Annotated in this window: 14 protein-coding genes; 3 read left to right on the top strand and 11 right to left on the bottom strand. The window is 61.2% G+C overall.

What is annotated here, in order from left to right; translation table 11 throughout:
* The first annotated feature begins 30 nt into the window (after positions 1-30).
* Positions 31-399 carry a DUF427 domain-containing protein gene (locus tag ACI77H_RS21305; RefSeq protein ID WP_407013692.1) on the top strand — a complete coding sequence of 123 codons (369 nt, stop codon included), beginning with the start codon at positions 31-33 and terminating at the stop codon, positions 397-399.
* Between the two features lie 37 nt (positions 400-436).
* Here the strand turns inward: ACI77H_RS21305 and lldD are convergent, their stop codons facing one another.
* The 3 genes from lldD to ACI77H_RS21290 all read right to left on the bottom strand — a co-directional run bounded on the left by lldD (position 437) and on the right by ACI77H_RS21290 (position 5147).
* Positions 437-1591 (bottom strand): FMN-dependent L-lactate dehydrogenase LldD, encoded by a 1155-nt coding sequence (gene lldD / locus ACI77H_RS21300; protein WP_407013691.1) that lies wholly within the window; start codon positions 1589-1591, stop codon positions 437-439.
* A 79-nt stretch (positions 1592-1670) separates the two neighbouring features.
* Entirely contained in the window at positions 1671-3293 is a 1623-nt protein-coding gene (locus tag ACI77H_RS21295; protein ID WP_407013690.1) for an MFS transporter, read from the bottom strand.
* 207 nt (positions 3294-3500) lie between these two features.
* Positions 3501-5147: a GMC family oxidoreductase gene (locus tag ACI77H_RS21290; protein ID WP_407013689.1), complete on the bottom strand. Its 1647-nt coding sequence runs from the start codon at positions 5145-5147 to the stop codon at positions 3501-3503.
* Positions 5148-5268: 121 nt separating this feature from the next.
* On the opposite strand from ACI77H_RS21290, the gene ACI77H_RS21285 reads away from it, so the two are divergent.
* Positions 5269-6165: a LysR family transcriptional regulator gene (locus ACI77H_RS21285; protein ID WP_207284451.1), complete on the top strand. Its 897-nt coding sequence runs from the start codon at positions 5269-5271 to the stop codon at positions 6163-6165.
* 59 nt (positions 6166-6224) lie between these two features.
* On the opposite strand, the gene ACI77H_RS21280 is transcribed toward ACI77H_RS21285, so the two are convergent.
* The 7 genes from ACI77H_RS21280 to ACI77H_RS21250 are packed head-to-tail and all read right to left on the bottom strand — an operon-like array spanning position 6225 to position 12570.
* Entirely contained in the window at positions 6225-7643 is a 1419-nt protein-coding gene (locus tag ACI77H_RS21280) for an ATP-binding protein (RefSeq protein WP_407013688.1), read from the bottom strand.
* Positions 7640-8302 carry a response regulator gene (locus ACI77H_RS21275; protein WP_407013687.1) on the bottom strand — a complete coding sequence of 221 codons (663 nt, stop codon included), beginning with the start codon at positions 8300-8302 and terminating at the stop codon, positions 7640-7642. The genes ACI77H_RS21280 and ACI77H_RS21275 overlap by 4 nt, the downstream gene beginning before the upstream one ends.
* 11 nt (positions 8303-8313) lie before the next feature.
* Complete coding sequence (locus ACI77H_RS21270) at positions 8314-8958, bottom strand: tetratricopeptide repeat protein (protein ID WP_407013686.1); 645 nt, start codon at positions 8956-8958, stop codon at positions 8314-8316.
* Complete coding sequence (locus tag ACI77H_RS21265) at positions 8955-9764, bottom strand: SDR family oxidoreductase (protein WP_407013685.1); 810 nt, start codon at positions 9762-9764, stop codon at positions 8955-8957. The genes ACI77H_RS21270 and ACI77H_RS21265 overlap by 4 nt, the downstream gene beginning before the upstream one ends.
* Complete coding sequence (locus ACI77H_RS21260; protein ID WP_407013684.1) at positions 9751-10425, bottom strand: TenA family transcriptional regulator; 675 nt, start codon at positions 10423-10425, stop codon at positions 9751-9753. The genes ACI77H_RS21265 and ACI77H_RS21260 overlap by 14 nt, the downstream gene beginning before the upstream one ends.
* Positions 10422-11903 carry an AMP-binding protein gene (locus tag ACI77H_RS21255; protein WP_407013683.1) on the bottom strand — a complete coding sequence of 494 codons (1482 nt, stop codon included), beginning with the start codon at positions 11901-11903 and terminating at the stop codon, positions 10422-10424. Before ACI77H_RS21255 ends, ACI77H_RS21260 begins: the two co-directional genes overlap by 4 nt.
* Entirely contained in the window at positions 11893-12570 is a 678-nt protein-coding gene (locus ACI77H_RS21250; protein WP_407013682.1) for a thermostable hemolysin, read from the bottom strand. Before ACI77H_RS21250 ends, ACI77H_RS21255 begins: the two co-directional genes overlap by 11 nt.
* Positions 12571-12774: 204 nt before the next feature.
* Between ACI77H_RS21250 and ACI77H_RS21245 the strand changes: the two genes are divergently transcribed.
* Positions 12775-13347 (top strand): cytochrome b, encoded by a 573-nt coding sequence (locus ACI77H_RS21245; protein WP_407013681.1) that lies wholly within the window; start codon positions 12775-12777, stop codon positions 13345-13347.
* Here the strand turns inward: ACI77H_RS21245 and ACI77H_RS21240 are convergent.
* Positions 13328-14437, bottom strand: a complete 1110-nt coding sequence (locus ACI77H_RS21240; protein ID WP_407013680.1) for a DNA alkylation repair protein — start codon at positions 14435-14437, stop codon at positions 13328-13330. The two genes, ACI77H_RS21245 and ACI77H_RS21240, sit on opposite strands and share 20 nt — an antisense overlap.
* Between the last annotated feature and the right edge of the window lie 80 nt (positions 14438-14517).

Raw genomic sequence — 14517 nt, 5'->3', positions numbered from 1 at the left:
GGTTTTTCACCGTCCCGAGGAACGCATTTCATGAAAAGCTCCGGTCCTAGCCCTGTCATTACCATCGCCGAGCAACCCGGCTGTCTATTGGTGAAGTTTCACGGCATTCAGGTGGCGGCGTCGACGCGCGCGCTGGTGCTGCTGGAAGCCAATTACCCTCCGGTGTATTACGTGCCTCGGGAGGACATTGCCGAGGAGTATTTCGCCCGCACCGACCACACGAGTTATTGCCCCTACAAGGGTGATGCGAGCTATTTCAGCCTGCAGATCCCGGGGCATGAGGGAGCCAATGCAGTGTGGAGCTATGAAGACCCCAAAATATCGGTGGAGCAGATCAAAAATTATGTGGCGTTCTATCCCGATCAGGTGACGTTCGAAATTCTCAAAGACGTCGAGTGATTGAAAAACGCCCTGCATTGACAGGGCGATTTTACGGTCAGGCGTTCAGCTCACGAACCGCCTGCACCAGCGTCGACTCATCAATCTGGCCAATCGAAGTCACCCCGGTCAACGTCATCGCCACGCGCATCTCCCTGGCGAAAATATCCAGCATGTTTTCCACCCCGCGCTGACCGTCGGCGGCCAGCGCATAGGCCATGGAACGTCCCAGCAATACACCTTTCGCGCCCAGCGCCAGCATCCGCACGACGTCAAGCCCCGAGCGGATCCCGGAGTCGACCAGCACCGTCAGATCATTCCCCACCGCTTGTACGATGGGTGGTAAGGCCTTGGCGGTGGAAAGCACGCCGTCCAGTTGTCGCCCGCCATGGTTCGACACCACAATGCCATCCGCGCCGAAGCTGACGGCGTCACGCGCGTCTTGAGGATCGAGAATGCCTTTGATGATCATCGGGCCTTTCCAGAAGTCACGAATCCATTCCAGATCGCTCCAGCTGATCGACGGGTCGAAGTTGTTCGCCAGCCAGCCCATGTAGTCTTCGAGGGTGACCGCTTTGCCAAGGTACTTCGAGATGTTGCCCAGGTCATGCGGGCGCCCCATGACGCCGACGTTGAAGGCCCAGTCGGGTCGGGTCATCGCCTGAAGGATGCGCCGCGATGACGCAAAAGGCCCGGACATGCCCGAGTGCGCGTCCCGGTAGCGCGCACCGGGCGTGGGCATGTCGACGGTAAACACCAGGTTCTTCACCCCGGCGGCCTTCGCCCGCTCCAGGGCATTTTTCATGAAGCCCCGGTCTTTTAGCACGTACAGCTGGAACCAGATGGATTGTTGGCTGTTCGCCACCACTTCTTCGATCGAGCACACCGAAACCGTTGACAGGCACAGGGGAATGCCTTTGTTTTCCGCCGCTTTCACCGCCTGTACTTCGCCTCGACGGGCGAACATGCCCGTCAGGCCGACCGGCGCGAGGATAATCGGCATTGCAAGGGGCTGATCGAAGAGGGTGGTTTGAAGGCTCAGGGTTTCGACGTTTTTCAGAATGCGCTGACGCAGGCTGATGCCCGTCAGGTCGGCGCTGTTGGCCCGCAGGGTGTGCTCGGCATAAGCGCCGCCGTCGATGTAGTCGAACAAAAATCGCGGGAGTTTGCGGCGGGCGGCCTCGCGGTAGTCGGATGCGGATGAAATGATCATGGTGCCTCGGTCGGGTGAGTGGCGGGGCGATGGCGGTCTGTAGGAGCGAGCTCGCTCCTACAGGTTCTGCGGCATGATGTCAGTTTTTATCCAGATCCACGTTCTTGGTCTCACGCAAACAGATCATCCCCACCACCAGGCTCACCGCAGTAATCACCACCGGGTACCAAAGCCCGTAGAAAATGTCCCCGGTATACACCACCAACGCAAACGACACCGTCGGCAGAAACCCGCCAAACCAGCCATTACCGATGTGATAAGGCAGGGACATCGAGGTGTAGCGAATGCGCGTCGGGAACAGTTCGACCATCAGCGCCGCCAGCGGGCCGTAGCACATGGCGGAGATGATGATCAGCACAACCATCAGCGCCACGATCATCGACTTGTTGACCTGTTGCGTATCGGCTTTTGACGGATACCCGGCCAGGGTCACTGCGCCCCGCAGGGCTGCTTCGTCAAAGCCATCGAGCTTCACGTCACCGACGCTGACCTGCACGCCGCTGCCGGCCGGGGCCGCTTCGCTGCTGTAGGGCAGGCCCTGTTTCACCAGGAAGGTTTTGACCTTGTCGCACGGGCTGTCAAATTTCGCCTTGCCCACCGGATCGAACTGGAAGGTGCAAGTGGCCGGGTCGGCCAGTACGGTGATCGGCGCCTGGCGGCTGGCCTGGTCGATGGCCGGGTTGGCGTAGTGGGCGATGGATTTGAAGATCGGGAAGTACAACGCGGTAGCCAGCAACAGGCCGATCATCAACACCGGTTTACGCCCGACCTTGTCCGACAGCCAGCCAAAGAAGATGAAGAACGGCGCGCCGATGATCACGCTGACGATCAGCAGGCTGTTGGCCAGGGCCGGGTCCATTTTCAGGAACTGGGTGAGGAAGAACAGCACATAAAACTGCGCCGCGTAAAACGTCACCGCTTGCCCGGCGTTGATGCTGAACAGCGCGATCAGCACGACTTTGAGGTTTTCCCATTTACCGAAGGAATCGCGCAAAGGCGACTTGCAGAGTTTGCCTTCCTCTTTCATTTTCACGAACGCGGGTGATTCGTGCAGGCTCAGGCGAATCCAGGTCGAGATGCCCAGCAGCACGATGGAAAACAGAAACGGAATCCGCCAGCCCCAGACTTCGAACTGGTCGCCGGTGAAATAGCGGCATCCCAGCACCACGAGCAACGACAGCAGCAAGCCAAGGGTTGCAGTGGACTGAATCCAGCTGGTGTGGAAACCGCGTTTGCCAATGGGCGCGTGTTCCGCGACATAGGTCGCAGCGCCACCGTACTCACCGCCCAGGGCCAGGCCCTGAAGCATGCGCAGCACCACCAGAATGATCGGCGCGGCGATGCCGATGCTCGCGTAGGTTGGCAGCAGCCCGACGCAAAACGTCGCGACACCCATGAGAACGATGGTGGCGAGGAAGGTGTATTTGCGCCCGATCATGTCCCCCAAACGCCCGAAAACCAGCGCGCCAAAGGGCCGTACGACGAAACCGGCGGCGAATGCCATCAGTGCAAAGATGAATGCCGTGGTGTCGTTGACCCCGGCGAAAAACTGTTTGCTGATCACCGCCGCGAGGGCGCCATAAAGGAAAAAGTCGTACCACTCGAACACCGTTCCCAGTGACGAAGCGAAGATGACCTTGCGGGTTTCACGGCCGGCGTCGCTGCTGCGCGTGATTTCCAGAGGCTGAACATGTTCTGACATATCGGTTTCCCTCACAGTGATTGTTTTTGTTGTTCCACTGTCGGCACCGGCCTTGTGGGTGGGTGCCGCTACTGTCCGTGCATCGGGGTGTAACCCTTATTGCAGGAGCCGGCTTGCTGGCGATGGCGGCGTGTCAGGTGACTCTGATGCTGGCTGATCGGTCGCTATCGCTAGCAAGCTGGCTCCTACTATGTTCGTGTTTGGCGGTCAGGTATTCGTCGCCAGTTCCATGGGCGGTGCCGGGCTCCTTGTGGCGGGATTGAGGATGAGTTGCGCGGCCTTCTCGGCAATCATCAGCGTCGGCGAACAGGTGTTGCCCGAGGTGATGCGCGGCATGATCGACGCATCAGCGATGCGCAGGCCGGGGATGCCATGGACTTTGAGCTGCGCATCGACCACCGCGTCGGTGTCGTTGCCCATGCGGCAGGTGCCGACCGGATGGAAAATCGTCGTGCCGATGCGGGCGGCGGCTTCGTGCAGTTGTTCTTCGCTCTGCAGACTGTCGCCGGGCAGGTATTCCACCGGCTTGAACGCTTGCAGGGCGGGTGCGGAAACGATGCGTCGGGTCAGGCGTATGGCGTCGGCCGCGACGCGCAAGTCTTGCGGATGGCTCAAATAATTGGGTTGAATCAGCGGCGCGTCCTGCGGATTGACCGAGCGAATGTCGATTCGGCCACGGCTTTGCGGGCGCAAGTCGCAGACCGATGCGGTGAAGGCGGGGAAGGCGTGCAATGGCTCGCCGAAACGCTCCAGCGACAAGGGTTGCACATGGTATTCGAGGTTCGCCGAGGTCTGCTCCGGCCCTGAGCGGGCAAACGCACCGAGCTGACTCGGTGCCATGGACAGCGGGCCGCTGCGGTCGTACAGGTAACGCAAACCCATGCCCATCTTGCCCCACACACTGCCAGCGATCTGATTCAGTGTGCGCGCGTTTTGCAGTTTGTAGATCAACCGCAGTTGCAGGTGATCCTGCAGGTTGCCGCCCACACCGGGCAGCTCATGGGCGACCCCGATGCCCAATTTTTCCAGGAGCGGGCGGGGGCCGATACCGGAGCGTTGCAGGAGGGTCGGCGAACCGACGGCGCCCGCGCAGAGGATGATTTCCTTGCGCGCCTTGAAGGTTCTCGCCTGACCCTGCCAGCGTGTGCTGACCGCCGCTGCACGGCCGTTTTCCAGGAGCACGCGGTCGACTTCAACGTCGGTCAGCACGGTGAGATTGGGACGATGGCGCACCGGCCTGAGAAATGCCTTGGCCGCGTTCCAGCGAATCCCGGCCTTTTGATTGACCTGGAAATAGCCGCAGCCTTCGTTGTCGCCCTGATTGAAGTCGTCGATGCTGGCGATGCCGCTTTGTTCGGCTGCGCTGCGGAAGGCATCGAGAATCGGCCAGGACAGCCGTTGACGCTCGATCCGCCATTCCCCGGTGGCGCCGTGAAATTGCGAGTCGCCGGCAAAATGATTTTCGCTTTTCTTGAACAGCGGCAGCACATCGTCCCAACGCCAGCCGGGATTGCCATCGGCCGCCCAGCCGTCGTAGTCACCGGCCTGGCCGCGCATGTAGATCATGCCGTTGATCGAGGAACAGCCACCGAGCACCTTGCCGCGCGGGTAACTCAGGGCGCGACCTTGCAGGCCGGGTTGCGCTTCGGTCTTGAAGCACCAGTCGGTGCGCGGGTTGCCGATGCAGAACAGGTAACCCACGGGGATGTGAATCCACGCGTAGTTATCGCGGCCGCCGGCTTCGAGCAGCAGGACCCGGTGTTGCGGGTCAGCCGACAATCGATTGGCCAGCAAACACCCCGCCGGCCCGGCCCCGACCACGATGTAGTCGTATTCATCAAGGGAAGTCTGCATCCCTGACCTCGTATTGTTGTTCTTGTTGTCGGTCATCCTAGTTGTTAGCTTTCGTCAAAAGAATGTTAGTTTTTGCGCAGCCGCTGTGCGTTTTTAAACAGCGTAGCCCTAAGGACGGTTCATGTTCGATTGGAATGACCTGCGGTTTTTTCTCGAATTGCAGCGCAGCGGGCGTTTGCTCACCGCTGCCCGACGTTTGAATACCACCCACGCCACCGTGGCCCGGCACATCGAGGCCATCGAAAAAAGCCTCGGCACGGCGCTGTTCGTCCAGCACGCTCAGGGATATGAATTGACGCCAGCGGGTGAAGCGCTGCTCAAACACGCGGAAGCGATGGAAAACGTCGCGCTGCTGGCTCAGGAAGAAATCACTCAATCGACGGCGCCACTGGGCAAGATTCGCGTCGGGGTGACCGAAGGCCTGGGCATCATGTTCCTCGCCAGTCGCATGAACGGCTTGTTCGAACGCTATCCGGGGCTGGAAGTTGAGCTGGTGGCGGTGCCGCGGTTTGTCAGCATTCTCAATCGCGAAGCGGAGATCAGCATCCACCTCGAACGCCCGGCGGCCGACATGCTGGTCACGCGCAAGCTCACCGACTATCGCCTGGCGCTGTACGCCAGCCAGGCCTACCTCGACAGGGCGCCACCGCTACGCAGCCGCGAAGACCTCGGGCGTCACGCGTGGATCGGCTATGTCGATGACTTGCTGTTCAGCCAGGAGCTGATGTTTCTCAATAGCTTTTGCCGCAACCCGCAGGTGGTGTTTCACAGCACCAGTGTGATCGCCCAGCAACAGGCGGCGCGCTCTGGGTTGGGGATTGCGGTGCTGCCGTGCTACATGGCCAGCGCCGATCCGCAACTGGTGCCGCTGTTGCCGGATGAAAGCATCCAGCGCAGCTACTGGATCAGCACCCGCCGCGAGCTGCACAAATCCGTGCGGCTGCGGGTGTTGTGGGATTACGTGGTGGAGTTGTGTGAGCGTGAACAGGATTTACTGCGAGGCCCCGATCCCTTGTAGATACCGTCTTGAACCGCACCGGAAAGCCAGTTCTGGGAGCAGCGGCGTTTCAAGCGGTTTCAGGTGTTCGGCGGCAGATCTCGGGTGGTGCGCTGCAATGGGTTGCGAGGATGGCCGTCCGGAATCGACAAGGTTGCGCACAACCCGCCTTCGGGTCGGTTGGCCAGGGTGATCCGGCCCCCCAGTCGAGTTGCGATGGTGTTGACGATGGTCAGGCCCAATCCCGCTCCTTGCGCATTCCCGCGACTATAAAAACGCTCGAACAATCGCCCGCGATCCGATTCGTTGATGCCGGGCCCTTGGTCCTCGACACTCAGCGAATAAAACCCGTCCGCCTGACTGAGCTTCACCGTGATAACGCCTTGTTCAGGGGAAAAGTTTACGGCGTTGCTGATCAGGTTGTTCAAGGCAATATCGATCACGGCGGCGTCGGCGACCATTTCGAAGGGCTGCTCACTGACGTCGAATGCCAATTCAAGGTCCTTGCTGAGTATCCAGGGCGTGAGTTGAACCAGACTGGCGCGCACGGTGGCGCACAGGTCAATGCCATGCAACACCGGGGCGGTGGCTTTGGGTTCCAGGCGGGCCATAGTCAACAGTTGATTGACCAGGCGGCTGGTGCGATCAACCCCGGCGATCAGAAACGCCAGAGACTCCCGACGCTCTTGCTCGGTGCCGGCCTCCAGCAGGTTTTGCGCATGCACCCGCAGCACCGCCAGGGGCGTGCGCATTTCATGGGCCGCGTCGGCGATGAAGCGACGTTCGCGACCGAGCACTTCCTGTATCTGCGCGAGCATGCGGTTGAGTGCGGCTTGCATCGGTTCCAGCTCACTGGGCAACGGATTCAATTGCAGAGGTTCCAATGAACCGCTGTGCCGTGCCCGCAAGGTGGCCGCCATGTCGGCCAGAGGCTTGAGGCCCCAACCGATGGCCATCCAGACCATCGCCGCGAGAATCAGGCTGCCCAGCACATTGGGCCACAGGGTATGACGAACGATCCGGCCCACCAGGTCCGAACGCACATCGTCCCGCTCGCCGACCCAGATGCGCAGGTTGTTCTGTTTGTCTTCGAGCATGAACGCACGCCAGTGGCGGTTGTTCAGGTCCACGACATCGCTGTAACCCGGTTTCGCCGGGGGCGCGATGAAGGAGGGGGCACTGGCGGTATGCACCAGCACTTCGCCCTTGGCATTCCAGACTTGAAAGGCAATCTTGGTTTCATACGGATGGCCGTCGACCCTTGGCTCTGCTTCACCCAGCGCCTTGTTGAACGCCTGATACAGCTCGGCGTGCTCCTTGGTTGCCAAGGGCATACGCATCACGCCTTGCAGCAACCTCGCGTTCTGGGCGAGTTGGGCGTCGTAGACCTCGGCGATTTCGTGGTTGCTGTCGTGCAGGTTGAACACACTGATCACGGCCAGGCCGGCGAGCATCAAGCCAATGATCAGCGTCAGGGTGCGGCGTCGGATAGACGTCATCGGCGCTCCTCCACCAAATAACCGACACCGCGGATCGTGCGGATCAGATCGGTGGAAAATTTCTTGCGCAGGTGATGGATATGGACTTCCAGGGTGTTGCTCTCCGCTTCTTCATTCCAGCCGTACAACAACTGCATCAAATGATCGCGCGTCATGACCCGGCCCGGTGGCGAGAGCAGTTCGTGGAGCAATTGATATTCCTTGGGTGTCAGCGCCACCGGCTCACCCTGGTAGCTGACTTGCTGCGTGCCGGGGTTCAGGCTGATGCCGGCGTGCTCGATCAGCACTTGGGCGCGGCCGGCGCTGCGCCGCAACAAGGCCCGCAGGCGGGCCTTGAGTTCGGCCAGATCGAAGGGCTTGATCAGGTAGTCGTCAGCCCCGGCATCCAGCCCGGCGATGCGGTCTTCGGTGGCGTCTCGGGCGGTAAGGATCAGTACCGGCAAGTTGGAACCGCTGTCACGCAAGCGGCGCAGCACTTCGAGCCCGTCCATGCGTGGCAGGCCGAGGTCGAGCACGGCCAGGTCAAAGGTTTCACTGAGCAGCGCATGCAACGCGCTGCTGCCGTCCTGCAACCAGTCGACGGTGTAGCCTTCGCGGCACAGGGCCTGATGGATGCCCTCGCCGAGGGCCACGTCATCCTCGATCAGTAATAAACGCACACGGACTCCTGTCACTCGAGTTTCTTGTTGACGTCCACCAGCAACGCTTCGATTTCTTTGCGACGTCCGGCGTCGGCGGTTTCCCGGCCCGGCCTTGGATCTGCTTGCAGCGCTTTTTGCAGCGCACCTTTGGCCTCGCTGTAGCGTTTTTGACGGTAGAGGTGATCGCCCCAGAAGTACAGACTATCGATGCCATTCGGGTTGAGTTGCAAGGCCTGTTTAAGCAATTGCTCGGCCTTGTCGGCGTCGCCGAAACCGATGGGCCAGCCCGGCACACGGTCATACAGCGCGGCGAGACTGGTATAGGCCGAGCCTTGCAGGGCTTTTGGGTCCAGGGTCAGGGCTTTTTCCAGGTCGGTCTTGGCGTCCTTGACCTTGCTTAACGCACCGAGCCCGCCCTGGGCACCGGCCCAACTGCTGGTGACGATGCCGGACCAGATCCAGGCTTCGGCCACCGACTGGCGCTCCCGAGTGAACGCTGTCGCCTGGGCGGCGAGCTTTTCGAACGCGGCGGTGCGTTGATCGGCGGGCAGCTCGTATTGAATGTGCGCCCAGCTTTGCTGGATGCCGGAAAGGCGTTGCTGATCTGCGTTGTCCAGGGCCCAGACGCTCTGGCTGAGTGCGCCCAGCAGCAGGCAAACGGCGAATTTTTTCATGGTTTGAGGTTCTCGTTGTCGGGCTTCTGACTCAGGCGACGGATCAGCGGCAATTGCTTGCGCAAGCCACGGTCCACCAGATTGGGCAGCAGGCTGTTCAGGCGCACGAAAAAGCGTTCCGGCCAGCCCAGGTACAAGTCGCGGCGGTCGCCGGCAATCGCATGGATCACCGCCGAGGCGACGGTTTGCGGATCATCGACATTGGATTTGAGCGCGTCATTCAGGGCCTGCGCCGCCGGGCTGTTCATGCTCGTGCGGGTGGCGCGGGGAGCGACGTACAGAACGCCGACCCGGGTGTCCGCCAGTTCTCGGCGCAGGGCTTCGGAAAATCCGCGCAGGGCAAATTTGGTCGCGCAATAGCTGGCGTAACCGGGGTAGCCGATCGAGCCGTAGGTCGAGCCGACGTTCACCACCATGGCGCTGTCGGCTTGCTTGAGCAGCGGTAGCAAGAGTTTGGTCAGGCAGATGGGCGCGCTGATGTTGACTGCCAGCATCGCGTTGATGTCGCTGTCATCCAGCTGTTCAAGCATGGCGAAGTGATTGACCCCGGCGGCATTGATCAGCAGGTTGATGCCGCCAATGGCTTCCGCGGCGACCAGTACTTTGCGTCTGTCGGCGAGGAACGTCAGGTCGGCACCGACCCAGCACAGGTGCTGTGGATAGCGCGCGAGCAATGGCTCCAGGGAATCCCGATGCCGGGCCACCGCCAACACCCTTGCGCCACTGGCGCACAGCGCCGCGGCGATGGCAAGGCCGATGCCGCCACTGGCACCGGTCAACACCACGCGAGCCTCAGACAGGCGCATGCAGATTCTCCCCGTCACGCGGCAGGCCACGGAACATGTCAGCGTAGAGTTTGTAAACCACCTTCGAGGCGTGAATCACCGCGGCCTGGTCGGCCGGATCGTCGAGGGTGTTCATCAAACGGCGGTAGGTCTGCATGTGCTCGATGTCCAGTGAACCGTGGGAGCTGAGGTAGCTGAAAGCGGTTTCGGGCAAGTCCAGACGCTGGCGAATGCTGCCGGCGGCGTGGGTGGCGAGGGCGATGCTGGTGCCTTCCAGCACATTGACCATGCCGAACAGGCCGACCGGGTTGTCCCGGGCAATCAGGTCGTAGAGAAAGCTGACCATCAACTCGATCGGCAAGGACGGACGACCATCACGTACCGCTGCTTTGTCGCCGCCGCAGGCTTCGATGTCGTCGAGTACCCATTTTTCGTGACCGTATTCGTCCTCGATGTACTCGCATACCGCCTCGCGCAGCCACTCCAGCCGCAGGGGCAGCCGCGCGCCACAGGCCATCATCAACGGCACGGTGTGGCGCACGTGGTAGTAGGCCTGGGTCAGAAAGGCCCGGTAGCTTTCCAGACTGACGTTGCCCTCCAGCGCGTCGCGGATGATGGGCAGGTTGAACAGTTCGTGACGTTCCTGTTGCGTGGCTTCTTGCAGGGTGTCGAAAAAACTCATGATGCCGATTCCTCGGTAAGTGTCGATTCAGTCAGTTGCGCGCGGTAAAGCGCAATGATGGCGTCGCGGCGCGGTCGACCATTGGCGGTCAGCAGCCCGTTGGCAGGTGTGAAGGGTTGGTCCAGGCGCGTCCAGTGATGGACCTGGGCGTAATCGGGCAACGCCTCGTTGGCCTCGGCTACGGCGGCGGCGAGCTCTTCGTCGCTGCAGTCCGGGCGATGCGGCCAAAGCAGTGCGTGGTTACGTGGCATGGCTTCGCCGTAGACAAAGGCCTGAGCGATGTGACGGCGTTGAGTCAACTCGGCCTCGACCCACTCAGGATTGACGTTGCGCCCGAAACTGCTGACGAATTGATGCTTCTTGCGCCCTTTGAGGTAAAGGAAGCCTTCGGCGTCGAACTCGCCGAGATCACCGCTGGGCCACCATTCGTCGGTGTGTGGCGCTTCGCCCAGATAGCCCAGCAAGGTTGATCCCTTGATCAGCACCTCACCGTCATCCGCCAGGCGAATCTCCACATGCGGCAGGGGTCTGCCGACACTGCCGGGGCGTTGGGCTTGCGGCCGATTCAGGCACACCACCGACGCGCACTCCGACAGCCCATAACCTTCGTAGACCGGCAGGCCGAGACGTTGCGCGCGATGCAGCAATTCCTCGGACACCCGCGCGCCACCCACGGCGGCAAAGCGTAACGAGGCGGGCGAGAAGGCTTTTTGTTCGGCGGCGCTGACCAGCAGCAGCAGCAACTGCGGCACCAGGATCAGGCTTTGCGGGGCACGGGCGGCGAGGTAGCCCAGCAGTCGCGGTACATCAACACCGCTGGCCCCCTGAATGCCGAGGGTTTTCTGGCTCGGCAGGCTCAAGGTCGCCCCGGCGTACAGCGCGGCATAACAGCCCAGGTTTTCCAGGAGGATCGCCAAGGGCAGCAACGCGAGATGATGCTGGGGGTTGGTCGGTTTGCTGGCCTGATCCAGCTCATGGACGACGCGCAACATGCTTTCGGCGCTCAGGCACACACCTTTCGGTGTGCCGGTGGTGCCGGAGGTGAAGGTCAGTTTCGCGGTGCCTGCGGGTATCCGGTTCGGCCCATCGAAGGTTCGACGCCAGAACTCACCGGTTTGCTCGTACCCGGCCGATTGCATTTCAGCTGCCAGCTCAGGTTCGGCAATCACCCTTTCTGCCTGGCTTTGTTCCAGGCAATGCTTGCGTTGCGCCGGGCTGAAGAAGGGGGGCAGCGTCATGCAGGTCAGGCCTTCGAACAGCGTTGCGAGGTCCCAAAGCATCGCTTCGACGCCGTTGTCCAGGGCCAGTGCGACCACCTTGACCTGTTCATCGCGCAGACGCTGCTGGCGATACTCCACTTCGGTGTAAAGCGTGGCGTAGTCCAGTTTCAACTGATCACCCCACACGGCGAGGGCATGGGGCTTGCGTTCGGCATGGCTACGCAGGATCTGTTTGAAACGCTCCAGTTCAGGCGACATGGCTGGACTCCTCGAGGGACGACGGCAACCCCAGGCGATTGAACAGGCCGGCATTGCGCAAGTGGATGAAACCGGCGCGGATGTTGCCGACGTGTACCCACGGCTTGCTCTCGTAGTAACTGCCCCAGCTGTGACGGTCATCGCCCAGCCGCGCGGGGTCGGCTGCACAGAGGGTGACGGGTTTCAAACCGAGGCGATGGAAGCTGTTCACCAAGCCGATGTTGCCGGTGAACGCCACCCATTCCAGACCGCCCATGGCCAGCAGGTAGGTGATGGCGATGATGCTCATGCGCGCACTGCCGGTGTCGCTGGCGGCCAGGTTGCCCACTTCGATGATGCTCGCACGGTCTACCGGTTGGTCGGCCGCAGCGCTGATGAGCGGGTCAATCGGTTCGTCCAGGTAGTGCTCCAGAAACAATTGTCCGGCGCTGGCCAGGCGTACGCCGGCCACCGCACAAAGCTCACCGGAAGCGTTGTGCATGCCGAACAGTTCCGGCATGAAATGACGGATGTCGGCGCCGTGGGCCTTGCGGAAACGTTGCTGGATAAAAGCTTCGAAGACTGGACGCTGGGGCTCGTCGGGCAACGCTCTGGCAAGAGTGAGTTGCGGTGTTTCTGCATGGCCGAAGTGCAGGGGCAGAGGGATGTTCCAGTCGTTATCGGGCATTGGAAGACGCCTCCCGGAGTGAATGTGGGAGAAGTATCGAAGGCATTTCTTAACGAAGTCTGAAGGTGGCGAAAGGTTTGCTCGGGCTGTCTTCAGATTGTCTTAAGACTGGGCGGGCAAGGTGGCGTCCGTCGGTTCGGTCACGCACCGGATCCGGGCTGCGCGAATGAGTCGGCAGCCGGTTATGACTTCATGAGGCCCTTTATGACCCGCGATTCAACCACCCAGCGTTATGGAAAACTGTCGATCACCTTGCACTGGCTGATGCTGGCGCTGTTTGTGGGCGTGTATGCCTGCATCGAAATCAAAGGCCTGTTGCCCAAGGGGCACGCACTGAAGGGATTGTTTCTCGGCCTGCACGGCGTGTTCGGCCTGAGCATATTTGTGTTGGTGTGGCTGCGGTTGCTCGGGCGTTTGACGCCGCGACCGCCGATTAGCCCGGCGCTGCCCCATTGGCAGACCGGCCTGTCGCACCTGATGCACCTGGCGTTGTATGGGCTGATGATCGCCACGCCGCTCCTGGCGTGGTTGATGCTGTCGGCAGGTGGCAAGCCGATGCCTTGGTTCGGTTTCTACCTGCCTTCAGTGGTAGCGGTCGATCCGGACCTGGCCAAGCAATTCAAGTACTGGCACGAGCTGCTCGGTAGCAGCGGCTACTGGCTGATCGGGTTGCACGCGGCGGCGGGGTTGTTCCATCACTACTGGGTCCGCGACAACACCCTGACGCGCATGTTGCCCGGTAGGGCCGGCAATGGGATCAATCAGCGTCAGCGGTAATCTCGAAGGCGGTGCTGGCCAGGCGTTCACCGTTCACCAGCACATGCACTGCATGCGTGCCTGCGTAGTGCTTGCGGGTGGTGAGCGCCTTGATGTGCTGACCACGGGCGATGCGCTCGCAGGCCTTGCCGGGCAACGTCAGCGCTTTAAGTTTGAATACTTTCGCCGACGTGCTGCCGTTGGCCTTGACGTAATCGATGGCGTAGTCGATCACCAGTCGCTGACTGTCCTCGACCGTCGATTTAACACTGAAAGACAAGGTGATTTTCTCGCCAAGGGCAATTACCGCCGGTTCGACCTTCACCTCAATGATCTCGACCTCAGGCTTGCCGCCCGCGCCGATGATCGCCAGCGCCCGCTGGTTGCCCTGTTTGATCAGGCTGCGCAGTGCATGTCGGGCGATCCACGCGGTGTGCCTGTTCTCCAGCGACCAGCCTTCGATCAGGTCCAGTACCCACTCGGGGTGGTCCTTGGTGATGTCGTTGAGGTGGTTGGCCACCGACTTGCGCACGTAAAGACTGTCGTCCGCCTTGAGATTGTCGAGGATCGCGGCGGCGAGGCTCGGGTCAGCCTGGATCTGCTCCAGGCGAAATGACCACGGCAGCCGCGGGCGACAGCCTTCGCTGGCAAGGCGCCGGACATGTTCATTTTTATCCAGCGACCAATCGTGCATCACGGCCAGCGTGCGTTTGAGGTCAGTGCGCAGGAAATAGCGGATCGCGAATTCAGCGGAGCCGAAGGTGGTGAAGTATTTGAGCGCCGCCATGGACGGCTCGAAAGCATGGGCGCCATAGGTCGCGACGTAGTGAGGCAGCGAGATGCTGACGAAACCGCTGTTCAGGCGTGGGGCGAGGGCGCGCAGTACCTCCAGCGACTCTTCAAAACTCAACGGCAGCACCGCGTGCAGGGATTCGCTGACCCGGGCCATGCGCTGCATGATCGACAGCTCGGCCAGCCCGTCGTTGGCCCGTTTCAAGAACGCCCTGGCGTTGAAGTCGGGGTAGACCGCGGTCATCTCCGTGGCGATGTGCTTGAGGCGCTCGGCGTTGAAGATTTCCTTGAGGGCGGGAGAAGGTTGATCGGCAGCCATTGTGGATTCCTTTGAAATCGTTATTTATCCAGATACACCTCGTCATCGTTCATCGCGGGCAAGCCCGCTCCCACGATGAT

The sequence above is a fragment of the Pseudomonas sp. O230 genome (assembly GCF_045447035.1).
In the GTDB taxonomy this organism is placed as follows: Bacteria; Pseudomonadota; Gammaproteobacteria; order Pseudomonadales; family Pseudomonadaceae; genus Aquipseudomonas.
Note: the sequence above shows the minus strand (reverse complement) of the source record. Positions and strands in the feature narration are given on the sequence as shown.